The 21051-nt window shown below is 61.0% G+C and carries 24 protein-coding genes; 9 read left to right on the top strand and 15 right to left on the bottom strand.

The features are described from left to right. Positions 1-10: 10 nt before the first annotated feature. A complete protein-coding gene (locus tag ACVW1C_RS21520; protein WP_456760121.1) occupies positions 11-1204 on the bottom strand; it encodes an OpgC domain-containing protein in 1194 nt (397 codons plus the stop codon). 88 nt (positions 1205-1292) lie between these two features. On the opposite strand from ACVW1C_RS21520, the gene ACVW1C_RS21515 reads away from it, so the two are divergent. Then, positions 1293-2114 (top strand): CBS domain-containing protein, encoded by an 822-nt coding sequence (locus ACVW1C_RS21515; RefSeq protein WP_456760120.1) that lies wholly within the window; start codon positions 1293-1295, stop codon positions 2112-2114. A 69-nt stretch (positions 2115-2183) separates the two neighbouring features. Here the strand turns inward: ACVW1C_RS21515 and ACVW1C_RS21510 are convergent, their stop codons facing one another. Both ACVW1C_RS21510 and ACVW1C_RS21505 read right to left on the bottom strand, forming a co-directional pair. Further along, positions 2184-2396, bottom strand: a complete 213-nt coding sequence (locus tag ACVW1C_RS21510; RefSeq protein WP_176533379.1) for a DUF6894 family protein — start codon at positions 2394-2396, stop codon at positions 2184-2186. Positions 2397-2599: 203 nt separating this feature from the next. Further along, the gene (locus tag ACVW1C_RS21505) at positions 2600-2764 is read right to left on the bottom strand and encodes a hypothetical protein (RefSeq protein ID WP_456659333.1); all 165 of its coding nucleotides are present in this window, start codon (positions 2762-2764) and stop codon (positions 2600-2602) included. A 346-nt stretch (positions 2765-3110) separates the two neighbouring features. Between ACVW1C_RS21505 and mgtA the strand changes: the two genes are divergently transcribed. Then, positions 3111-5720 (top strand): magnesium-translocating P-type ATPase, encoded by a 2610-nt coding sequence (gene mgtA / locus ACVW1C_RS21500; RefSeq protein ID WP_456760119.1) that lies wholly within the window; start codon positions 3111-3113, stop codon positions 5718-5720. 373 nt (positions 5721-6093) lie between these two features. On the opposite strand, the gene ACVW1C_RS21495 is transcribed toward mgtA, so the two are convergent. From ACVW1C_RS21495 to ACVW1C_RS21475, 5 genes are all read right to left on the bottom strand, one after another. Continuing rightward, positions 6094-6354: a hypothetical protein gene (locus ACVW1C_RS21495; RefSeq protein ID WP_456760118.1), complete on the bottom strand. Its 261-nt coding sequence runs from the start codon at positions 6352-6354 to the stop codon at positions 6094-6096. Between the two features lie 9 nt (positions 6355-6363). Continuing rightward, positions 6364-6576: a YgaP family membrane protein gene (locus ACVW1C_RS21490; protein ID WP_210285273.1), complete on the bottom strand. Its 213-nt coding sequence runs from the start codon at positions 6574-6576 to the stop codon at positions 6364-6366. 121 nt (positions 6577-6697) lie between these two features. After that, the gene (locus tag ACVW1C_RS21485; protein WP_456760117.1) at positions 6698-7519 is read right to left on the bottom strand and encodes a universal stress protein; all 822 of its coding nucleotides are present in this window, start codon (positions 7517-7519) and stop codon (positions 6698-6700) included. Between the two features lie 112 nt (positions 7520-7631). After that, on the bottom strand, positions 7632-7916 hold the full coding sequence (locus ACVW1C_RS21480) for a hypothetical protein (RefSeq protein ID WP_456760116.1): 285 nt from the start codon (positions 7914-7916) through the stop codon (positions 7632-7634). Positions 7917-8002: 86 nt separating this feature from the next. Further along, positions 8003-8374 (bottom strand): carboxymuconolactone decarboxylase family protein, encoded by a 372-nt coding sequence (locus ACVW1C_RS21475; protein ID WP_456760115.1) that lies wholly within the window; start codon positions 8372-8374, stop codon positions 8003-8005. Between the two features lie 285 nt (positions 8375-8659). Here ACVW1C_RS21475 and ACVW1C_RS21470 point away from each other — a divergent pair, with 285 nt between their 5' ends. Next, on the top strand, positions 8660-9394 hold the full coding sequence (locus tag ACVW1C_RS21470; protein WP_456763135.1) for a CBS domain-containing protein: 735 nt from the start codon (positions 8660-8662) through the stop codon (positions 9392-9394). A gap of 303 nt (positions 9395-9697) precedes the next feature. Here ACVW1C_RS21470 and ACVW1C_RS21465 read toward each other — a convergent pair whose 3' ends face one another. Together ACVW1C_RS21465 and ACVW1C_RS21460 are read right to left on the bottom strand one after the other, a co-directional pair. Beyond that, positions 9698-10039, bottom strand: coding sequence for a c-type cytochrome (locus ACVW1C_RS21465; RefSeq protein WP_456760114.1), 342 nt, complete (start codon positions 10037-10039; stop codon positions 9698-9700). A gap of 84 nt (positions 10040-10123) precedes the next feature. Further along, positions 10124-10423, bottom strand: a complete 300-nt coding sequence (locus ACVW1C_RS21460; RefSeq protein ID WP_456760113.1) for a hypothetical protein — start codon at positions 10421-10423, stop codon at positions 10124-10126. A gap of 206 nt (positions 10424-10629) precedes the next feature. On the opposite strand from ACVW1C_RS21460, the gene ACVW1C_RS21455 reads away from it, so the two are divergent. The 5 genes from ACVW1C_RS21455 (at position 10630) to ACVW1C_RS21435 (ending at position 16785) form a co-directional block, all read left to right on the top strand. Then, a complete protein-coding gene (locus ACVW1C_RS21455; protein ID WP_456760112.1) occupies positions 10630-10773 on the top strand; it encodes a hypothetical protein in 144 nt (47 codons plus the stop codon). A gap of 219 nt (positions 10774-10992) precedes the next feature. Further along, positions 10993-12093 carry an HlyD family secretion protein gene (locus ACVW1C_RS21450; protein WP_456760111.1) on the top strand — a complete coding sequence of 367 codons (1101 nt, stop codon included), beginning with the start codon at positions 10993-10995 and terminating at the stop codon, positions 12091-12093. Then, the gene (gene rbbA, locus ACVW1C_RS21445; RefSeq protein WP_456760110.1) at positions 12090-14828 is read left to right on the top strand and encodes a ribosome-associated ATPase/putative transporter RbbA; all 2739 of its coding nucleotides are present in this window, start codon (positions 12090-12092) and stop codon (positions 14826-14828) included. Before ACVW1C_RS21450 ends, rbbA begins: the two co-directional genes overlap by 4 nt. A gap of 3 nt (positions 14829-14831) precedes the next feature. Next, on the top strand, positions 14832-15959 hold the full coding sequence (locus ACVW1C_RS21440; RefSeq protein ID WP_456760109.1) for an ABC transporter permease: 1128 nt from the start codon (positions 14832-14834) through the stop codon (positions 15957-15959). A 106-nt stretch (positions 15960-16065) separates the two neighbouring features. Continuing rightward, on the top strand, positions 16066-16785 hold the full coding sequence (locus tag ACVW1C_RS21435) for a CBS domain-containing protein (protein WP_456760108.1): 720 nt from the start codon (positions 16066-16068) through the stop codon (positions 16783-16785). A gap of 36 nt (positions 16786-16821) precedes the next feature. Here ACVW1C_RS21435 and ACVW1C_RS21430 read toward each other — a convergent pair whose 3' ends face one another. The 4 genes from ACVW1C_RS21430 to ACVW1C_RS21415 form a co-directional block, all read right to left on the bottom strand. Then, on the bottom strand, positions 16822-18177 hold the full coding sequence (locus ACVW1C_RS21430; protein WP_456763134.1) for an MBL fold metallo-hydrolase RNA specificity domain-containing protein: 1356 nt from the start codon (positions 18175-18177) through the stop codon (positions 16822-16824). Between the two features lie 29 nt (positions 18178-18206). Further along, the gene (locus ACVW1C_RS21425) at positions 18207-19226 is read right to left on the bottom strand and encodes an LOG family protein (RefSeq protein WP_456760107.1); all 1020 of its coding nucleotides are present in this window, start codon (positions 19224-19226) and stop codon (positions 18207-18209) included. Continuing rightward, the gene (locus tag ACVW1C_RS21420; RefSeq protein WP_456760106.1) at positions 19223-19408 is read right to left on the bottom strand and encodes a hypothetical protein; all 186 of its coding nucleotides are present in this window, start codon (positions 19406-19408) and stop codon (positions 19223-19225) included. The genes ACVW1C_RS21425 and ACVW1C_RS21420 overlap by 4 nt, the downstream gene beginning before the upstream one ends. A 185-nt stretch (positions 19409-19593) precedes the next feature. Beyond that, positions 19594-20055 carry a CBS domain-containing protein gene (locus ACVW1C_RS21415; RefSeq protein ID WP_456760105.1) on the bottom strand — a complete coding sequence of 154 codons (462 nt, stop codon included), beginning with the start codon at positions 20053-20055 and terminating at the stop codon, positions 19594-19596. A gap of 69 nt (positions 20056-20124) precedes the next feature. Between ACVW1C_RS21415 and ACVW1C_RS21410 the strand changes: the two genes are divergently transcribed. Further along, entirely contained in the window at positions 20125-20493 is a 369-nt protein-coding gene (locus tag ACVW1C_RS21410) for a LysE family translocator (protein ID WP_456763133.1), read from the top strand. Between the two features lie 43 nt (positions 20494-20536). Here the strand turns inward: ACVW1C_RS21410 and ACVW1C_RS21405 are convergent, their stop codons facing one another. Beyond that, positions 20537-21001: a host attachment protein gene (locus ACVW1C_RS21405; RefSeq protein WP_456760104.1), complete on the bottom strand. Its 465-nt coding sequence runs from the start codon at positions 20999-21001 to the stop codon at positions 20537-20539. Positions 21002-21051 lie beyond the last annotated feature (50 nt).

The raw sequence follows: 21051 nt of genomic DNA, 5'->3' as shown, positions 1-21051 counted from the left end.
GGGCGCCCCCTTAGAGCAACTTTGGATGTTGCCTGCTTCGTTTGCTGATCCAGGTCATGCATGTCGCGAGCAGAACGAGCACCGCGATCCCTGCAGCGCTTACCACGAACTGCGACGCAATGCCGTTGGACACTTCGGTGAGATAGCAACCCGCCAGCAGGGATAGCACGACGGCCGCACAATAGGTTTCGAGCGAACGCTCGCCGCAACGAATTGCGCCCTTCAGGCCGCCCCTGGTAAATCTCTGCCAATTCGGCGGCACAAACCTCGCCACGACGACCGCGATCGCCAGGAAATGCAGGAGCCGCAGCGGGTCCAGATCCGTCTTGTCGATTGGATAGATCACCCGCGCAATGTAGCTCGGGATCGCGGCCGCCAGTGGCTCGATCTCCCAGCTCAATGTGATCACGAGGCTAAGGCCGAGATACGCTATCGCAGTTACAACGACGGGCCACGACACGATTTCCCGCCCGAATATTCGGTAGCCCCGAATCGCCCACCACGCCCCAAGAACGACGAGGAACTGCCAGGCAAGCGGGTTGAAGTACCACTGATTGACCGGCCACTCCGGCAAGTTCCAGTCGTAAAATTGGACCAGCGCATAGATGAAGGCGGAGATCAGCAGGGACGCATTCGGAAACTTCAATATTCCCCAGAGGACAGGTGCAAACGATAGATGAAACAGCACGAAGGTCGGCAGGACATCCGTATTCACGGGGCGATACATCAGGATGGCGGCATGGGCCAGCGCTGCACCCGGCTTTTGCAGCAGGATCTTCACGTTGGCTTGGTCCGCCAGTTGGTCGCTACCCGAGCCATACACGACCACGGCAAGCGCTACGGTCAGGATGAGGAAGGCCGCGTAGATCTCCCAGCTTCGCAGCAGCGTATGCGCGAAGACTGAAGCCCACCCATCACGACGGCGGACATCGCTGTAGCTCAGCGCACAGGTCACGCCGGACACGAACATAAAGACTTCGGTCGCATCGCTGAAGCCATAGTGGCGCAGGGTCAACCAGCTGAAGATATTATTGGGAACGTGATCGAGGAAGATGCACCAGAGAGCAAGACCTCGGCACACGTCAAGCCGGAGATCGCGGTCCAAGGGCACGCCGTCGTCGTTCCCCGGATGAACCGTCAGGGGTGCGTGATTCCGGTGAACATTCCGGCCGGTCAGGCGGCCGGTCGAACAATCAGAGAGCATCGACCGTTACCAACTGTGGGCGGCTTGCCCAACTCGGTTGCCTGCCCAATACCGAACATATCAGCGCTATTACACGGCTGTCCGGTTGATGAGGATCAACACACATTGTTCCTTCCAGGAGCTAGCATATCAGCTCATGTCGGAGGATCTAGGCGTGCGCGTACGGGAGATCATGTCACGGAACGTCATCACAATCGATGCCGATGCATCGGTGATCGATGCCATCAAGACAATGCTATCCTATCACATCAGTGGCCTTCCGGTCGTCGATCGGGATGGAGCACTTGTCGGAATTTTGTCGGACGGCGATTTCATCCGCCGCGTGGAAGTTGGAACGGAGAAGCACCGCGGCCGCTGGCTTGCGATGCTCGCAGGCACGAGCCAGGTCGCGCTCGACTTCACCCGTCAATACGGCCGCAAGGTCAATCAGATCATGTCACCCAACCCGATCACTATCGAGGAGGACACCCCGCTCGAGCAGGTCGTGCAACTCATGGAATCGCACGGCGTCACGCGATTTCCGGTCATCCGCGATAAGAAGCTGGTCGGGATGGTCACACGTACGGATTTCATGACCGCCATCGCAAACCTTCGCCTCGACCTATCCTCCTCTTCCGGCAACGACGACCAGATTTGCGCATCCGTCATTGCGGCACTGGCGCATGCGCCCTGGCGACCCGCTGCGCTGAACGTGAGCGTGCGTGACGGGGTCGTCAGCTTGCGCGGCAACATCCGGAACGACAATGCGCGCAAGGCCACGACGGTTGCAGTGGAGAACATTGCGGGCGTGAAGCGGGTCGACGACCAATTGGTGAAGATCACCTACCCGCCGCCGGAGGAGGACTATGGCGGTGGCGACTTTGTCTCGTTGGAGGAAGAGCCTTCGACCGAAGACGATCAGCCCTTGTAGGCTTGGGGAGAGGCCCGACGATCGTGCCAATGGCGCCTGGGCGTCCCAGTTTAGGCGCCAACTCCGTCTTCAGGCAGGATAGATCGCCTCCCGGTGAATTTCCTCGCCCGACTCGTCGATGACCACCACGTGACGATCGACGTCGCCAGAGGGATTCTCGCGGCGAATCCTGCCCGCCATTTGCTTGCCGTGCGTGATCGCGGCAGCGGCGTTCGCGAATTCAAGTCCGATGCGATCCCGGACCGGGACACCATCCTTCGTGTCGAAATAGTAGGTTCTCATCAGGATCTACAGGTCTCCGATGGAACAGCGTCCCCAAAGAAGCTGCCAGCTTGCGCCAGCCGACAGCTTCAGTGGGCTGCTGTGCGCAGTTGGGGGATCTGCGCGACCCAAGCAAAGCGGATTGCTGAGGCGTCGGACTTGATCTGCATCAATCCGGATTGCGGATCCTCGGTCGTGCCGTGCCCATGATCGTGACACGGACCTTATTCTGCGGCCTTTGGGCTTGGGTTTTGCTTGCGCCACTCGGCTAGCTTGGCTTCTTCCTCAGCCAGCAACTTATGAAGCATTTCGATCTTCCGTGCGTCAGTCTCTGTGGCCAGCAGCTCCTTGTAGTGCGCGATGTTCGCCCTGAAGATGAAATCAGCCATGGCTCATTCCCCTTACATAGGAGCCAAGAAACGATTTTGTCGGACTGGTGCGGGCATAACAATATACGTTGCTATGTATACCGTGGAACTACGGTGCGGCCAAGCGTCAGCAAATCTACCCTACCGAGACCGCCCTCCCAAGCAGCTCAAGCCATTGCGGTCGGAAACAGGCCAGCAACAACAAGCCACTCCGGGATCATCAAGCCGCGAGCGGCGCTGTCAGACCTCGGCACCAATGGATTGCTGGCAATGGGTCTTAGCCCGGGCGGCTTGAGCCACGTCAACCCCGGACCCAAACGGCCGCACTAGGTTTCGTTGCCAATCCTTCCAGCAGCGCGAGACTCTCATGCCGCTCAAGCCGTCTGTGTATGGCCCAGCCACTGAAGCGTTCTGGCGCCAGCCAACCAGTTCGCTCTTGCGTAGTCTCGACACTCAACGTTGCGGTTTGCGCCAACGGGAGGCCGAGAAGCGGCTCGCCCGGATCGGCCCGAACCTCGCAGAGCCATCGCAAACGCGATCAATCCTGCAGAAGATCGTACATCGTCTGGTCAACCCGCTGATCGCCATCCTGATCGCGGCGGCAGCGGTGTCGGGGTTCAGCGGCGACCTCGCGAGCTTTGTGATCATTACGCTTGTGGTAGGCCTGTCGCTGACGCTGGACATCTTGCAGGAACATCGCGCGGAAATCGCCGCCGATGCCTTGCGGCGCTCGGTCGCGATTCAGGCCGATGTCATTCGCGATGGCGCAATCGTCGCGCTGCCGGTGAGCGAGCTCGTGCCTGGAGACGTCGTTGAGCTGCGGACCGGCGACCTCGTGCCGGCCGACGGGGTCGCGCTTATGGCCCGCGATTTCCAGCTGAACGAGGCCCTCATGACGGGTGAACCGTTTCCGGCCGCCAAGACGACCGAGCCATGCGCCACCAGTCTGCCCGCGGAAGCGAGCAATGCCCTGTTCGCCGGCACCAGCGTCGTCGGCGGCAGCGGGGTCATGCTGGTCGTCGAGACCGGGCGTCGTACGCGCTTCGGCATGATCAGCGCCGAGCTGTTGGCGAACGATCCCCCAAGCGCCCTCGAGCAAGGCGTCCAGAAGCTTGGCCTGCTCATTCTCAAGCTGACGCTTTTTTTGACGCTGTTCGTGCTGCTCGCCCATCTCATGGCACATCGGCCAGCCATGGAATCGTTCCTTTTTTCCGTCGCGCTGGCTGTCGGCCTGACACCCGAGCTCTTGCCGATGGTGATGACGGTGACATTGGCGCGCGGAGCGCAGCGGATGGCGAAGCGCCAGGTGATCGTCAAGAGGCTGTCCGCAATCCACGATCTCGGTGCGATGGACACGCTATGCGTCGACAAGACCGGTACGCTGACGGAAGCCAAGATCACGCTCGCGGCACATCTCGATCCTGCGGGACGCCCCAGCGATCGGGTGCTCGAGCTGGCCCGATTGAACAGCGCTTTCCAAACCGGCATCCACAGCCCGCTCGATGAGGCGTTACTTGCCGCAGACAGCCCGCCGGGAAGCAGCGCCTGGACCCGGCTCGCCGAGATTCCCTTTGACTACGAGCGGCGCTGCCTCTCGGTCCTTGCGGCGCGAGACAACGACCGATTTCTGATCGTCAAGGGCGCGCCGGAAGCGATCATGGCCCGCGCGGTCGCGGTCGAGGTCGATGGCTTGGCCCGACCGCTGGATGATAGCCACCGTACTCAGCTCGTTCGTCTGGAGGATGACCATGCCCGGCAGGGCTTTCGGCTGCTCGGCGTCGCTATCCGAAGCATGGCGCCGGACCGGGTCAATGTCACGACCGAGGATGAATCTGTCCTTACGGTGGTCGGTTTCTGTGCCTTCGCGGACCCTCCCAAGCGCGATGCGGCCGACTCGGTCCGGGATCTGAAGGCGCGCGGCGTCGGCATCAAGGTGCTCTCCGGCGACCACGCTGCGGTGGTCGCGCATGTCGCGGATGCCGTCGGTCTCCCCTCCGGTCGCATCCTGACCGGCGGCGAGATCGCCGATTTGAGCGATCAGGCGCTCGCCGCGCAGATCGAGGATGTCGACTTGTTTGCCAGGATCGATCCCGAGCAGAAGAGACGGATTATCCGGGCCTTGCGTCAACGCGGTCACGTCGTCGGCTTCATGGGCGACGGCGTCAACGACGCTCCGGCGATTCACGCCGCCCATGTCGGAATTTCCGTCGCCGGCGCGACCGAGGTGGCACGCGCCGCCGCAGACATGATCCTGCTGGCCCCTGACCTCTCGGTGCTGGGTGCGGGCGTGATCGAGGGACGGCGAACGTTCGCAAACATCTCCAAATATGTCCGCATGGGAACCAGCTCGAATTTCGGCAACATGCTATCCATGGCCCTGGCATCCATTGCCCTGCCGTTCCTGCCGCTGTTGCCACTGCAGATCCTCCTGAACAACCTGCTCTACGATCTCTCCGAGATCGGTATTCCATTCGATGAAATCGACGAGGAGGATGCCGAGAGACCCCAATCATGGAATATGGCGGATATCCTGCGGTTCACGTTCGTCATGGGCTCGATTTCATCGCTGTTCGACGTTGCGACTTTCACCATTCTCCTGAAGGTCTTCCACACCGATGCGGCCGCATTCCAAACCGGCTGGTTCCTGGAATCCATTGCTACCCAGATCCTCGTGATTTTTCTGATCCGCACGCGGCGGCCGCCATGGCGCGCCAGCCGACCGCATCGCATCCTGGCGTTGGGCTCGCTGGGCGCGCTTGCTTGCGGCATTTTCCTGGCGCTGGGACCGGCCGGTTCCTTGTTCGGTTTCGCCGGCCTGCCGCCTGTGCTGCTGGGTGCGATAGCTTTGATAACGATCAGCTACCTCGCCACGGCCGAGGCTGGAAAGCATCTCGCTCTCCCAGTCGCTGCACGTGAGAGAAATCGCGATGCGCTACGGCCACAGCATCCTGCTAGCGATGCCGCGGTGAATGGATGATCCGCAGACGCCACACATTAGCGGGACCGCGTGACCGGAGTTGATCCGCATCAAGGCCTTTCGTCCCCCGAATGCGATCATTGTATTATACGATGCATGGCTTTGACCACAAATGGATCGATCGCGGCAACGGAATGAGCAGAGACCGGGCGACGCGAGCGATAGCGATGCTCACGCCGTCGCAACCTCGGCGCCGGCGCCAACGCTCGACCAACCGATGCGACGCCGGCCTCCTCGGAACGGTCCGACCGTCTCATGGTACGGCCGTCTGATGATCGTCGGCGCATTGCTGGTTGGCGCCGGCTGGGAGATCTTCCGGCTGCTCCTAACCATCATCACTCTCGACTGAAGGTTCGTTGAATGGATTTCGGATTCAGCGTGACGTTGGGGGCGCGTCCTGCACCAACTCGACCGAACGATACGCGTCGGGGTTCGATTTTCGGAAGTACACCGAGCCGTCTCCCGGAACGCTCACGCAATGGTGCTTCCTGGCAAATTGTGCGGCCTTGGCGGCAGCGACCTCGTTGATCCCAAACAACCGCTCATAATCATGATCGGAGATTCTTAAAACAGCGCCAACGCCGAGACGATCGAGTCGCGAGCGCAACTCAGCAAGGGTCAGGTCTTTATTCATACGCTATCTCTAGACCGAACTGGACTTCTGCCGAGTGTTGATTCCCAGCAACGTGTAGAGCGGACAGTACGAGAAGAATGCTGTCGCGATCAGAACGAATCCGAGTGTCCCGGCAACCAGCCATCCTGCTCCAAGCGAGCCGTCCCTCAGCGTATATGCGATTACAGCCAAGCCGATGATGATCCGGGCGTACTGATCAATGAGTCCGACGTTGCGTGTCATGGCAATGTGCCTCCTCTGATACAGTTCAATTTTGAACGCATTCCGGCTCACGGCCCTTGATCGTGATCAATTCACACGGTGCAGACCAACCAGCGCCAGGCCCCGGGGGGACACAGCCGGTCTAATGCGACATCAGCAGGCAGATTGGGGCGTGCTGCAGCAAGCCGCGCGTCATGCCGCCGAACATCCATTCACCGAGCCGGCTATGCCCGTAGCCCCCGGTGACGATGAGGTCGGCGCCTTCGTTCCTTGCCAGCCTGACAAGGTACTCTGCGTCCGGCTCGGCCGTGTGGACGCGAACGTCGAACTGGCAATTTACGCTGTGCTGTTCGAGATAGCTCGCGACATCTCGCAAGCGGCGGTTCGCTGCGTCCTGCTCGTCAGACGTGCAGATTTCGGCGACAGTCACCTTCGAAGCCCGGGTCAGGAAGGGTAATGCGTCGCGGACCGCCAGGCGGGCCTCGCGGGTGTCCTTCCAGCCGACGACAATGCGGTCGGCCGACAAGCCGGTCACGCCTTCCGGCACCGACAGCGTGGGACGTCCCATCCGCAGGATGGCCTCGGCCGAGTCGAGGTAATGGAAATTGTCGGACTGGCCTTTCCGGCGCTTGAAGACAACCAGATCTGCCACCCTGGCCTGCTCCGCCAGGAATGCAGTCGGGGATTCCAGCGCCCATCGCCATTCCACTTTATGGCGCTCCCGCCCGACGATCTTCCTGAACCAATCGCCCTTCGCCGCGAGATCGGCCCGCATCCGCTTGATATCATCCTCGGTAGTCTGCTCGATGATCACGCCCTCGGCGACAAGGGGCGGATCGATGGCTGACGCTGAAACGCCGATCATCGATGCATGAAGCTTGTCCGCAATGCCTTCGGCGACACGAACCTGTCCCTCGTCCTGCTGCTGAGGGTCAACGTAAACCATGACATTGGCCAAATACATGTGCCTGCTCCACCAAGGTGAAATGATCGTCTATTGTTGGGCGTGGCGTCGCTGCCAACGTTGAGCCAGGTCAAGCCTGCCTCGACCCCTTAACTATTCGTCGGTCGCCTGCCTAATCTGGATCCCGCCCGACGCTGCGAGCCGAGCGCGCGAGCGCCTCATATCCGGCCGCAATCTTCATGAAGTGATCGCGAGTCGCCTGGTCCTGATGTCGTGCAGCCTGGCGCTTCGTCCGCTCGGCGCGGGACGCCCAGTATGAAGCGTCGTCCTGAGGCTTTCCGGCACGCGGCTTCTTCTGCGCGACCTCAGCGGCATTCTTCGCCGCCTGACGTGGCAACTGCGCTTCGGTACCGCCTTGCTGCGACGGCGGCTGCTTGGCATATCCAGAGCACATCATACAAATCTCCCAGCTGTCGAAGCACGACAACTCCGGTGCCATCCGGTCGTTCGCCAACCGCCTCGCGGCGGGCGGCGTCGATCGGATCAATCCATCGCCGGCTCGGCAACCACAGCGCGCTCCTGAAACTGGTCGTAAGCCCCGATCGCGTCAGCGGCGTACATCAAGGACGGTCCACCGCCCATGTAGACCGCCATCGCGAGCGCCTCCTCGACCTCCTTGCGGCCGACCCCAAGCTTGACCAGGGTCTCGGCGTGGAAGCCGATGCAGCCGTCGCAATGAGCGGCAACGCCCAATGCGAGCGCGATCAATTCCTTGGTCCGGACATCGAGCGCGCCACTTCTGGTGGCCGCCTGCGCCATGGCCGAGAACGCGCGCATGGTTTCAGGAATGCCCTTGCGCAGCTGGCCCAGATTGCTGGAGATGTGCTTGCAGACGTCGGCATAATCCTTTTGCATGCGACCCTCGATCTTTGATACTGGAACGGTCCAGGCGAAGGGCGGCTTACCGACGGGGATGCACCGGCGAACGCCGCCCTCATCCAACGCAGCCCGGCAACACGATCCGGCCTCTCTGAAGGACATGCGTGTTCGGCCTGCAAGGACGCGGACTTTTTAGCGCAGCGATCCCGCGTGACATTGCGCCAGATCAAACCGCGTGCAGTTTGCTGCTTGCGTCAGATCAACACGTCCCACGCATCTGGCACTAAGCTGCCAAGTTCCAGAACGATGGGAGATATTCGGATATATGCGCACCAGATCATGGCTCGCAAGGTGCTTTCGACAACGCCGGACAGCACGATCCTCGACGCGGCAAACATCATGCTTCAGCACCGTGTCAGCGGGCTCCCCGTGGTCGATCGCGACGGCACGCTCGTCGGCATTATCACCGAAGGCGATTTCCTTCATCGCAGCGAGATCGGCACCGAGAGGAAGCGCAACTGGCTGGCGACTTTCGTCCTTGGACCGGGAAAGTGGGCAGAGGACTACGTATTCGAGCATGGACGCAAGGTATCGGAGATCATGACACGCACGCCGGTCACCGCGGCCGAGGATGCACCGCTGACAACGGTCGTCGAACTGATGGAGAAGAACAACGTCAAGCGGCTGCCGGTGGTTCGCGGCGGCAAGCTTGTCGGCATCATCACCCGCAGCAACTTGCTGCGAACGGTGGCGAGCCTTGCACGCGATGTATCCGCTCCGACGGAGAACGACGACCAGATCCGGCGGCGCATTCTGGACGAGATCGAAGGGCACGCCTGGTGCCCCTTGGGACTCAGCGTCATCGTCCGAAACGGTATTGTCCACTTGAACGGCGTGATTACCGAAAGCAGATTTCGCAAGGCTGCGATCGTCGCGGCTGAGAACGTGCCCGGAGTCCTCGAGGTGCATGATCACCTCTGCTGGGGTGATAGCTTCTCGGGCTACTATCTGAAATCTCCTGAAGATCAGGAGATGGAGGAGAAGCAGGCTCACTGAAAGCGGGCTCGGTCCGCGCGGGATACGCCGCGATCCTATCCATCGCTTCCGGTATCATCGTTCTCCGGCGGTCCGTCGGTTACACGGCCTTGGCTTTCGCCGGCAACTGCGCCCTGTGCGACAAGCTCCTCGAACCTGCCGTAGGGATTGGTTTCGATGGTGTTGCGCGCAATCAAGTACCACTGCATCAAGAAGATGCCGAACCAGCCAAACGCCGGTATCGCAAGCCAATGAGACCCGCTTCCGCGTCGTTGACTTTTCGCTCATCTCCTGCGGTCCTCCGACCATCGTTACGCGCCGCGATCAGGAATGATCACGCAGGCTGAGGATATAGGCGACGACCTCATCAATCTGATAATCCGCCAAGCGTGGATTCGGCATGCGCCCGGACGGCCCCATATCCGGATGCTTCGTATCAAGATAGGTACGCAGACCGCCGTCGGTCGTGGATGCCCGCCTGGCGATCTGCACGAAAGATGGACCCGGGTCGCGCAGGATCGGTGTCTGCCTGTCTTCGGATACGACGTGACATGCGCTGCATACAAGTTCCGCGAAATCGCGGCCACGAGATACCAGATCGGATTGCGCGTGAAGAAAGCCACCGCAGCACGCGCTTACCGCGACCAAGGTCCACCACTGTCGCATCGCGATTTCCCGATCCCGACGTGAGCCGACGCCAGATGCGTCACAATGCTCGACCTGTGAGCCTGTATTATCGGTCGATGGCCGCTAGCGGCGGGCCTTGGCGTCACGCGCCAATTCCAAGCATATCAGCAGCTCAACGTAGCTACCGCTACCGTCGGCGGTTGTCGCGCGCGCGCAAGCCCGCCTGTCGGCGGTCACGAATTGCGTCCACTGGGACTGTAGCTGCGACCGCGCCTGCTCCTCGTCCTTCACGCATCGCTCGAGAGACACGTCCGGTCCGCTTTCAGACCGGCATTCGCGCGCGATGTCGAGTTTTGGGATCACGCTTGCCGCACTCGTCAGGGGCAGCGCAGCCAGCATCACAATCGGCAGGTACAAGAACATCACGTTCTCCCAAGCTCATTCAGCAGCTTTTTTTTGCCACTGTCTCGCTTGTTCAGGTTTGATCCGTGTCAAGAAGTCCGAACGCGACGTTGCACGCCTCGCGGGCGACTGCATCAAGCGCTTCGGTTGTCGCTTTATTGATTCAGAGCAACAACATGCCGCTGCTATTGCGCTCAACTTCAGGCCACGCATCCGGAGGCTCTCGCATGACCAGTGAAACGGTAAAAGCCCTTTTGATGGTTTTCCTGTTCACGTCGCTTTCAGTTGCCATTTACGTGTCGGAGAGCAGCGCGACGAAGCGACTGAGGGTACTGGCACTGCAGGCACTACGCCGCGCTCAACGTCAATAGGACGATACTCAGTGCAACTGCATCGAGCGCCTTGGTCGCGCGTTCATTGTCTGATGGGGACAATGAGGCGGATCATGTTCAGGAATCATCTGGCTCGACCAAACGATCGCCACGCGCCGCAATCGACGCGCTCGTTTCATTCGCATGATCCAACGAAGCTTACGTCGATGCGGTTGGCCGTGTCGATGCCGATGTCGCACTAGGGGAGGCCGCGAAATCATGAGCAACCAGGAAGACCGCGTTCTGGACAAGGCGCAGCCGACCGGGCATCCCGAGCCGAACGCGGTGACCGTAGTCAATCGCACGACACTGCCCTCGACCGTACCGCCGCCAGAAGTCAAGCGACGCAGATGGACCCTTGCCATTCCACTCCTTGCAATCCTGCTGATCGGCGGTGGCGGCGGATATTATTGGTGGGCCCTCACGCACCCTCCGCTGCCGGCCGGCATCAGCCTGGGCAACGGGCGTATCGAGGCGGAAGAAATCGATATCGCCACCAAATACGCCGGCAGGGTCTCGGAGCTGTTTGCCGATATCGGCGACATGGTCGAGCCGGGGCAGGTGGTAGCGCGAATGGATACGCGCGATTTGCAGCAGTCGCTCTCGAAATCCGAAGCACAGGGCCGGCAGGCGCAGCACGCCGTAGACGAAGCCCGGGCTAATCTCGCGCAACAACAGACGCAGAAGCTTCTGGCCCAGCAGGAGATGGACCGCGCCAGCAACCTGCTTAAGCACGGCTGGACCACGCAGGAGATCGTCGACCAGCGCAGGCAGGCGCTTGATGCGGCCATCGCCGGGCTGAACGTCGCGCAGGAGAGAATAGCGCAGACACAGCACGCGCTTGATGCAGTCGAGCATGATGCCGGCTACTTCCGGGTGGAGATCGCTGACAATACGCTGGTCGCCCCGAAGACGGGGCGCATCCAGTACCGACTCGCGAACCTCGGCGAGGTCCTGCCAGCGGGCGGCAAGGTCTTCACCATGCTGGACTTCACCAACGTCTACATGGACATCTACTTGCCGACGCAGCAAGCCGGCAAGGTCAAGATCGGGGCGGATGCACGCATCGTGCTCGAGGCCTATCCCGATCATCCAATCCCTGCGAAAGTCTCCTTCGTCGCAAGCCAGGCACAGTTTACGCCAAAGACAGTCGAGACCCAAACCGAACGCGACAAGTTGATGTTCAGGATACGGGCCCGCATCGACGAAGAGCGACTGCGCGCACACATCGATGCCATCCGAAGCGGGCTGCCAGGCATGGCGTATATCCGTTGGGACCAGACGGCGGCCTGGCCGAAAAATCTGCAAGGTTCGCCATGAGCGCCGTCAGGCGTCCGGTCGCGGTCGTTGCCAACGTCTCGCACCGCTACGGCAAGGTGACCGCGCTTGATAACGTTTCGCTCGAAATTCCCTCGGGGTGCATCGTTGGCCTGATCGGTCCGGACGGTGTCGGCAAATCGTCGCTGCTCGCAATCCTGGCCGGCGCGCGCGAGATTCAGCGCGGCCGCGCAACCATCCTGGAGGCTGACGTATCGGACGCACGGGCACGCGCGCGGGTGTGCCCACGCATAGCTTATATGCCCCAGGGGCTCGGCAAGAACCTCTATCCCGATCTCAGTGTGCGCGAGAATATCGAGTTCTTCGCGAGGCTGTTCGGGCAGACACAGGACGAGCGCAATTGGCGGATTGACGAACTGTTGAAGAGCACGGCGCTCGCCGATTTTGCCGGCCGCCCGGCTGGGAAGCTGTCCGGCGGCATGCGGCAGAAGCTCGGGCTCTGCTGCGCACTGATCCACGATCCCGATTTGCTGATCCTGGATGAACCGACGACGGGCGTTGATCCCCTGTCGCGTCGCCAGTTCTGGGACCTGATCGATCGCCTGAGGACACGCAGCTCATCGACGATGAGCGTGCTCGTGGCCACGGCCTATATGGAGGAGGCAGAGCGCTTCGACTGGCTGATCGCCATGAATGCGGGCTCTGTGCTGGCGGTCGGATCGCCGTCCGACCTGAAGCGCCAGACCGGAACCTCCTCGATCGAGGACGCCTTTGTCTCACTGCTGCCCGAGCAGCCGCGTGCCAGGCGCCCCGAGCCTGCTGGACAGCCAGCGCTCGAACCAGACAGTACGCCCGTTATCATTGCCCGGGACCTGACCTGCCGCTTCGGTGATTTCACCGCGGTCGACCGGGTCAGCTTTTCGATCAGACGAGGCGAGATATTCGGCTTCGTCGGCTCGAACGGTTCAGGCAAGACCACCACAATGAAGATGCTGACGGGCCTCATCCCGCCCACTGACGGCGAGGCGCTCATCTTCGGCGGGAGCCTGCAGGCCGGGGACCTCGAGGCGCGGCGGCACGTCGGCTACATGTCGCAGTCCTTTTCCCTCTACGGTGAGCTCACGATTCGGCAGAACCTTTCCCTGCATGCCAGGCTGTTCAACTTGCCGCGTGCATTCGCAGAAAGCCGGATCACCGAGCTGGTGGACGCGTGCGACCTCGCCGATCACCTCGACAGTCTCGCATCGTCGCTGCCGCTCGGGATCCGCCAGCGATTGTCGCTCGCCGTCGCCATCGTCCATCAACCCGAACTCCTCATTCTCGACGAGCCGACCTCAGGCGTTGATCCGGTCGCGCGGGACCAGTTCTGGCGCCTGCTGATCGACCTGTCGCGCAATCAGGGAATGACCATCTTCGTGTCGACGCATTTCATGAACGAGGCCGCTCGCTGCGACCGGCTGTCGCTGATGCATGACGGGCGCGTGCTGGCGACGGATACCCCCGAGGGACTGATCAGACAACAGAACACGAACAGCCTTGAGGATGCGTTCATCGGCTTCCTCGAGGACGCGGCCGCGGTCCGCGCTGCGCCTGGCTTGAGGACGCTGCCGCGCGACCATGCTCCGGTGGAGCGGAAGAAGCCGGCGAGTACCCTGTTCAGCTCGCGCCGGCTATTCGCCTATACCATTCGCGAAGGCCTGGAACTGCTCCGCGACCCGATCCGAATGACGTTCGCGCTGTTCGGCACCGCATTCCTGATGGTGGTGTTCGGCCTTGGCATCTCGACCGACGTCAACAATTTGACGTTCGCCGCGCTCGATCGCGATCAGACGCCGGAGAGCCGTGCCTACCTCGAAGAGCTGAGAGGCTCGCCGTATTTTGTCGAGAAGGCACCTCTGACCGACTATGCCGGACTCGAGAAGCGGATGAAGAACGGCGACATTCGGGCCAGCATCGAAATTCCGCCGGGCTTTGGAATGGATATCAAGCGCGGTCGACCGGCATGGGTCTCGGCGTGGGTCGACGGCGCCATGCCATTTCGAGCGGAGACGATCCGCGGTTACCTGCAAGGTATGCACCAGCTTTATCTTACCGACCCCATGGTGAAGACGACGCAGCCCGCAGCTCCCACGCCCGCCGATATCGAAGTGCGCTTCAAATACAATCAGGACTTCGACAGCGTCTATGCCATGGTGCCGTCGACGATCGCGATGATGCTGGCGCTATTTCCGGCGATCTTGATGGCGCTCGCCGTGGTGCGAGAAAAGGAGCTCGGCTCGATCACAAACCTCTATGTGACTCCGGTGACGCGACTGGAATTCCTGCTCGGCAAGCAGCTTCCCTATGTTGCCGTGGCGTTGGTCAATTTCGTGATCATGCTTCTGATGGCGCTGTTTCTGTTCGGGGTGCCGCTGAAGGGCAGCCTCCTCGCGCTCATGGCCGGAACCGTGATCTACGTGTTCACCACCACAAGCTACGGGATGTTCATCTCGACTTTCTGCAAGACCCAGATTGCCGCCCTGTTCGGCACCGCGATCCTTACCACGCTGCCTGCCAGCGAGTTTTCGGGCATGAGAGTGCCTGTTTCGTCGCTGTCCGGCTTGGCGCAAATCATGGGCCTGTGCTTCCCGATGACCTATTTCCACCCGATCAGCGTCGGCACCTTCACCAAAGGGCTTGGATTTCCCGATCTTTGGATGAGCATGCTGGCGCTCGCCCTGTTCATTCCAGCGCTTACCATGGCGAGCCTATTCTGCCTTCGGAAGCAGGAGCGCTGAACCATGCGCTCGCTGTCCAACATCTTCTGGCTCGGCACCAAGGAACTGCGCAGCTTCTTTAGCGACTTCGTGCTGCTCGGCTTCGTGGTCTATTCGTTCTCGCTTACCGTGATCAGTCAGGCGCATAGCAATTCCCAGGAGCTCTACCACGCCTCGGTCGCGATCGCTGACGAAGATCATTCGGAGTTATCGCGCCGGATCGCGCACGCGTTCCTGCTGCCCTATTTCAAGCCGCCCGTCTCGATCTCGCAATCCGAGATCGAGCCTCTGATGAACAAGGGTCGTTTTACTTTCGCACTGGACATCCCGCCGAACTTCGAGCGCGATGTGCTGGCCGGCCGACGGCCCGGCCTGCAGGTCAACGTCGACGCAACTGCTATGGTTCAGGCCGGATTGGGCGCCGGCTATGCGCAGCAGATCATCAGCACCGAGATCGCGAATTTCGTGTCGAAAGAGCAGGATACATCGCTGTCACCAGTCAACCTGGTGGTCCGTATCGCGTTCAACCCGAACGTCACCACTTCGTGGTTCACCAGCGTGATGGGCATCATCAACAACGTCACCATGCTCGCGATCATCCTTGCAGGCGCAGCGCTGGTACGGGAGCGCGAACACGGCACCATGGATCATCTCCTGGTCATGCCGCTGAGTCCATTCGAGATCGCCATGTCCAAGATATGGGCGAACGGTCTCGTCATCGCCGTTGCCGTCGGATTGTCGCTGTATCTGGTCGTCCGCATGCTCCTGCAAATACCGATCAACGGCTCGATCCCCCTCTTCCTGTTCGGCGCAGTTCTCTACCTCTTCTTTGCAACCGCTATCGGGCTGTTTCTTGGAACGATCGCGCGTTCGATGCCCCAACTGGGGCTGATCTACATGCTGGTGGCCCTTCCGATGAACCTGCTGTCAGGCAGCGCCACGCCGCTCGAAAGCATGCCCCCGTTCCTGGCCACAGCCATGCAGGCTTCGCCTTCCACCCACTTCGTCTCGTTCGCCCAGTCGATCCTCTATCGCGGTGCGGGCCTGGACGTGGTCTGGCCGCAGTTCGTCGCCGTGGCAGGCATCGGGGCGCTGTTCCTGTTCCTCTCGCTGCTGCGCTTTCGCTCTGCGGTAACATCGAGCTCCTCCTGACGGACGGAATCGATCGTGGCGAACGCCGTTGCAGCCGGTTGAGCCAGGTCAAAGCAGGGAGCCGTAAAGCCCCTATTTTGACCCGACAGGTTCAGTGGAGGCATTTATGCGCGCCCACCAGATCATGACCAGGAATGTCGTCACCGTTACGCCTCGGACCTCGATCGAGGAGGCCGCCAACATCATGCTTCAAAACCATATCAGCGGCCTGCCGGTCGTCGACAAGGGCAAGTTGACGGGAATTGTCTCGGAAAGCGACTTTATGCGCCGGCGCGAAATCGGAACCGCGCGCAAGCGCTCGGCTTTTCTCCAGTTCCTGGTCGGACCTGGCCGCGCAGCGGAGGACTTCGTCCACGAGCGCGGTCGCAAGATCGAGGACGTGATGACGCTGGATCCGGTCACGGTCGAAGAACAAACGCCGCTCGAGGAGTTGGTGCACTTGATGGAGAAAAGGGGCATCAAGCGCCTGCCCGTGATGCGCGGCAAGGACCTTGTCGGCATCGTGACCCGGTCAAATCTGCTCCAGGCCGTGGCCAGTCTGGCGCACGAGATTCCGGATCCGACCGCAGACGACGATCATATCCGCGATCGTATCCTCCGGCAGATCGACGCCGTGAGCTGGCGCCCTATCGGGTTCGAGGTGACCGTCCGCAACGGCGTTGTCCATCTGCATGGCATCGTCACCAGTGACCATGCGCGCGAAGCAACCATCGTGGCCGCGGAGAGCACCGCCGGCGTCAAGCAGGTACATGATCACCTCTGCTTCGTGGATACCTATACCGGCTTCTACGTCGAATCTCCCGAGGACATGAAGGCGGCGAGCTGAAACGACCGGATCGTCCGACTCGCTTTCGCAGGCCGCCTAGAGATCGAACACGTCGCCCAGGCGCGGCAGCTCGACCCGCTGGCCCTGCAAAAGCGCGGCGAGTGCCTGCATTGCGGGCTCTTCGCCATGGACCAGGAACGTTGCCTCGCATCCCTCGATCGCGCGTCGCCATGCGAGCAACTCCTCCTGGTCGGCGTGAGCTGAAAATCCGTTGATCGTGTAAATCGTGCTGCGAACCGCAATGTCTTCGCCGAACAGCCGCACCGACTTGGCCCCATCGATGATCTGCCGCGCGATCGTTCCCGAGGCGGCGTATCCGACGAATACGACCGCCGATTCCTTGCGCCAGATATTATGCCGAAGATGATGGCGAATTCTGCCGCCGGTGCACATCCCGGACCCGGCCATGATGACGGCACCGCCGGTTATCCTGTTGATGGCAACCGAATCGGCACTCTCGCGGACCAGACGCAGGTTTGCCGGGCGCAATGGATCCCGCCCTTCACGAAACATCGAAGCGGCCTCAAGGCTGAGGCATTCGGAATGCCGCTTGAATATCTCGGTCGCCGAGATCGCCATCGGCGAGTCCAGGAAGATTTGCATTGCCGGCGGCAGCCTGCTGCGCTCTACCCCCTGGCGCAGCACATAGAGGATCTCCTGGGCACGCTCGAGCGCGAAGGTCGGAATGATGACGTTGCCGCCGCGCGCCAGCGTGCTGCCGATCGCGCCGTAAAGCTCCTCGATGGAGTCTTTCAGCGATCGATGACGCCTGTCTCCATACGTCGATTCCATGACGACAATGTCGGCGCGAGCCGGAGGGCTCGGCAGCCGCAGCAGCGGACGACCGGCGTTGCCGAGATCACCCGAGAACAGAACCGAACGCGTGCGGCCGTGCTCGGCGGCCTCGATCAGGATGCTCGCCGAGCCCAGGATATGGCCGGCATCGAAGAAGGTCGCTCGGAGTCCCTCCGCGAGTTGCAGCGGCTGTCCATATTCAGCCGTCCTTCCAAACCGATCGAAGCAATCGAGGACATCGACAACGGTGTAGAGCGGCGACGACCTATCTTCTTCCCCACGCCTGCGCCACTGGCGGGCCCTCCGCTGCGCGTCTTCCTCCTGAAGATGCGCGGCATCGACCAGCACGAGGCGGGTCAGTTCACGACTGGCCGCAGTCGTGATCACCTCACCCCTGAACCCTCGCTTGGCGAGCAATGGAATCCTGCCGCAGTGATCAAGATGAGCGTGGGTGAGCAGAATATAGTCGATGGTCGCGGGATCGAATTCGAAGGCGGCGACGTTCTCTTCTACCAGGTCGCGACTTCCCTGAAAAAGTCCGCAATCGATCAGAATGCGTCGGTTCAGGCATTCGACCAGGTGACAGGACCCGGTCACCGCCCGGTCGGCGCCATGAAAGGATAACTTCACGATCCGACCTCTTGACTGATCGACCTGCCGCGTGAGGCGTCGTCTCCAACCGGAAGAAGCGGCCGGCCGGCCGCCTCGTACCACCGCAGAATGCCTCGCCAGGCTTCCTCGGCGGACTCTGCAAACCAAAACAGGTTCCTGTCTTCCGGATCGATGACACCCTCCTCCACAAGGAAGTCCGGGTCAAACGCGCGACGCCAATACGACTCGCCAACCAGCACGACCGGCACCGGCGCAATCTTGCGGGTTTGCGCCAACGACAGCACTTCGAACAGCTCGTCCATCGTGCCAAAGCCACCCGGGAACGCCACCAACGCCCGCGCGCGCATCAACAGATGCAACTTTCGCATCGCAAAATAGTGAAACCTGAAGCAGAGCTCGGGCGTGACATAGGGGTTAGGGTCCTGCTCCTTTGGAAGGGTGATGTTCAGTCCGATCGACTGGGCCCCGACGTCGTGCGCACCCCTGTTGGCTGCTTCCATGATGCCCGGGCCGCCACCGGTCATGATCAGGAGGCGCCCGCCGATGGCCTTTTCGCTTGCGGCACCGACGAGCTGTCCAAATTCGCGCGCGATTCGGTAATACTTGCTGTTCGCCGCAATACGCCGTGCCGCCTTGAGACGACGCTGCAAACCGTCGTCGTCGGGATTCAATGCCAGCGCATCAGCTATCGAGGCGACGGCGCGGCGCGCCGCCGGCGCCTCGCAAATGCGAGTGCTGCCAAAGACGACGATCGTATGAGCGATCTGATGCTCTCGCAGCAAGGTTTCGGCCTTGAGAAAATCAAGTTGGAGGCGAATGCCGCGTGTGGCTTCGCTCTGCAGGAAATTTTCGTCCTGATCCGCCTCCTGATAGCTTGGCGATTGCAGGATGCTGCGCAGAGCGCCGGACGCGCGAGTACCCTCTTCGGCGTCCTCGGGCTGATCACTCGGGAGTGCCGCGGCCTTGTCGACACGGTGGGGCGGCTTCGGGATCGAGCTCGGACGGGTTGATCGCGGACCGCCTTCGTCAATCATGCGCTGGCCTGTCGTTTTGCTTTGGAGGGAGCAAGCGCCGCATCGTGCTTCAGGACCTCACGAACTTCGTCGTCCTCCAACGCATCCAGAAGCCGGCGGCGATCGCGCGACCATTCGCAACCAATATTTGCTCCATATTTCACAGGTTGCTCGACGGCAGGCAACTTCATTCGATCAGTCATGGCGGACCTCCTAATGCCTAGCATCCAAGACCGGATGCATAGATACCTTGAGCAAGGTCAATTCAGCAGTAGCATTCTTGATGGAAAGGCACGGCGATCACCCTACTTCTCGCTCTTCCTGCGCTCGACCAGAAATGCGCCCGAATCGCTCGCACGCTCCACAATTGTCTGCCGCGGTCTCCGCGTCAGTCGCCCTCGGATCGCGCGAGTATTCGCTCAAGCGCGATGATCAGCTGCACGCGGCCAACGATGCCAACGACCCGCGTATCTCGGAGAACCATGACTTGCGATATCTGGTGATTGTCCATTTCGGCGACGATCTCATCCACAGTCGCGCGTTCGTCGACGCAAACCGGCTCGCGGCTCATCACAGCGTCGACGCTGAGGGCCCGGGTCCGCTCGCGGACCAGCCGCCCCTCCTCTCTGCTCAGCAGCCATTCGAGCCAAAAGCCCTCTGGCCAATGCACTCCGAGTTCGCGACGGTGAAGAAAGTCGCCCTCGGAGATAATACCGACCAGCGCCCCTGAGCCATCGAGCACGGGCAAGCCGCGCTGGCCAGTTTCCAGCAATAGACGAACGGCGTCGAGCAATGGCGCGCCCGGTTTGATCGTCGCGAACGACGTGCGCATGACATCCAAAGCCAACATGGCAAACTCCCCAGAGCTTGGTGTCTGCCAGCATCGATCAAAAATGGAAGGTCAGGCTGATCTGGATCAATAAGCCGTGCAGCTTTTGTAGCCGCTGGTTTTCGCCGCGAGACCATTCGGCGAACTGCGACGGCGAACACCAAATTCTTTCTCAGGGGCTTGATTACCAATCTGCTCAATCCCAAGGCCGGTGTGTTCTATCTATCGATTTTTCCAACCTTCATCGATGAGGCACGGCCATTGCTTCCGCAGACTGCGATTTTGCTGACGGCGTACGTTACGATAGCGACCATAATTCATTCGGCTGTTGTCGTTTCAGCAAGCGCCATCCGGCCAAGCATCGAAGAACGGGCAAACACAATGCTCATCGGGCGGATAATGTCGGTGTTGCGGGCCGCTGTCGCAATCTGGCTGTTTTATACGACGAGACGGACTTAGTCTTGAACTCGCTCCTCTTGAGACACAGTCGGCCGTACAGTGGCTATCGTGTGGGCGACGCAAGCGCTTCCACAATGTGCTTTTCAATTTCCCCGACGGGAAGCCTGGTCAAATCCTTGGGAATCTCCGCAATGATGTCGCGCCTGACATCGGCAGCGAGTGTCGCTCGAAGCTGTGCCAGAGTACGCGGTGGAGCGACGATGACAAGCGCCGTCGCTCTTCCACTCCGGACAATGGCCTCTGCAGCCCGCGCAACTCGCCTTGTGAACCGATACTCCTCGAGCTCGTGCCAGTTCGTCGGCTCGACGGCTCCCCGCTGACCGGAGACGACCCCCTTTACGAAGTGTCCGGGGCGGTCCGTGCCTTGCAGATGCGTCGCCGGGTTCTGATCTTCGAAGACAGCCCCCGCCTTCAGGTTGGGGAACCGATCGTCGCCTTCGTTGCGGAGCAACAGCGCCTTGCGACCGTCTCCGACAAGCACGAGCGCCTTCCTTGGAATTCCCGCCATCTCGACATCCTCCGCTTCAACGAGTCCTCTCTACGGCCAGGAAACTCCAG

It is taken from the genome of Bradyrhizobium sp. USDA 4011, assembly GCF_054063415.1.
Note: the sequence above shows the minus strand (reverse complement) of the source record. Positions and strands in the feature narration are given on the sequence as shown.

Coding starts and splice junctions, on each gene's coding strand:
- ACVW1C_RS21520 (WP_456760121.1), bottom strand. CDS start 1,204: ATGCTCTCTGATTGTTCGACCGGCCGCCTGACCGGCCGGAATGTTCAC.
- ACVW1C_RS21480 (WP_456760116.1), bottom strand. CDS start 7,916: ATGATGTGCTCTGGATATGCCAAGCAGCCGCCGTCGCAGCAAGGCGGT.
- mgtA (WP_456760119.1), top strand. CDS start 3,111: ATGCCGCTCAAGCCGTCTGTGTATGGCCCAGCCACTGAAGCGTTCTGG.
- ACVW1C_RS21510 (WP_176533379.1), bottom strand. CDS start 2,396: ATGAGAACCTACTATTTCGACACGAAGGATGGTGTCCCGGTCCGGGAT.
- ACVW1C_RS21485 (WP_456760117.1), bottom strand. CDS start 7,519: ATGTATTTGGCCAATGTCATGGTTTACGTTGACCCTCAGCAGCAGGAC.
- ACVW1C_RS21450 (WP_456760111.1), top strand. CDS start 10,993: ATGAGCAACCAGGAAGACCGCGTTCTGGACAAGGCGCAGCCGACCGGG.
- ACVW1C_RS21440 (WP_456760109.1), top strand. CDS start 14,832: ATGCGCTCGCTGTCCAACATCTTCTGGCTCGGCACCAAGGAACTGCGC.
- ACVW1C_RS21405 (WP_456760104.1), bottom strand. CDS start 21,001: ATGGCGGGAATTCCAAGGAAGGCGCTCGTGCTTGTCGGAGACGGTCGC.
- ACVW1C_RS21455 (WP_456760112.1), top strand. CDS start 10,630: ATGACCAGTGAAACGGTAAAAGCCCTTTTGATGGTTTTCCTGTTCACG.
- ACVW1C_RS21420 (WP_456760106.1), bottom strand. CDS start 19,408: ATGACTGATCGAATGAAGTTGCCTGCCGTCGAGCAACCTGTGAAATAT.
- ACVW1C_RS21515 (WP_456760120.1), top strand. CDS start 1,293: ATGAGGATCAACACACATTGTTCCTTCCAGGAGCTAGCATATCAGCTC.
- rbbA (WP_456760110.1), top strand. CDS start 12,090: ATGAGCGCCGTCAGGCGTCCGGTCGCGGTCGTTGCCAACGTCTCGCAC.
- ACVW1C_RS21505 (WP_456659333.1), bottom strand. CDS start 2,764: ATGGCTGATTTCATCTTCAGGGCGAACATCGCGCACTACAAGGAGCTG.
- ACVW1C_RS21495 (WP_456760118.1), bottom strand. CDS start 6,354: ATGAATAAAGACCTGACCCTTGCTGAGTTGCGCTCGCGACTCGATCGT.
- ACVW1C_RS21475 (WP_456760115.1), bottom strand. CDS start 8,374: ATGCAAAAGGATTATGCCGACGTCTGCAAGCACATCTCCAGCAATCTG.
- ACVW1C_RS21415 (WP_456760105.1), bottom strand. CDS start 20,055: ATGTTGGCTTTGGATGTCATGCGCACGTCGTTCGCGACGATCAAACCG.
- ACVW1C_RS21465 (WP_456760114.1), bottom strand. CDS start 10,039: ATGCGACAGTGGTGGACCTTGGTCGCGGTAAGCGCGTGCTGCGGTGGC.
- ACVW1C_RS21490 (WP_210285273.1), bottom strand. CDS start 6,576: ATGACACGCAACGTCGGACTCATTGATCAGTACGCCCGGATCATCATC.
- ACVW1C_RS21425 (WP_456760107.1), bottom strand. CDS start 19,226: ATGATTGACGAAGGCGGTCCGCGATCAACCCGTCCGAGCTCGATCCCG.
- ACVW1C_RS21460 (WP_456760113.1), bottom strand. CDS start 10,423: ATGTTCTTGTACCTGCCGATTGTGATGCTGGCTGCGCTGCCCCTGACG.
- ACVW1C_RS21435 (WP_456760108.1), top strand. CDS start 16,066: ATGCGCGCCCACCAGATCATGACCAGGAATGTCGTCACCGTTACGCCT.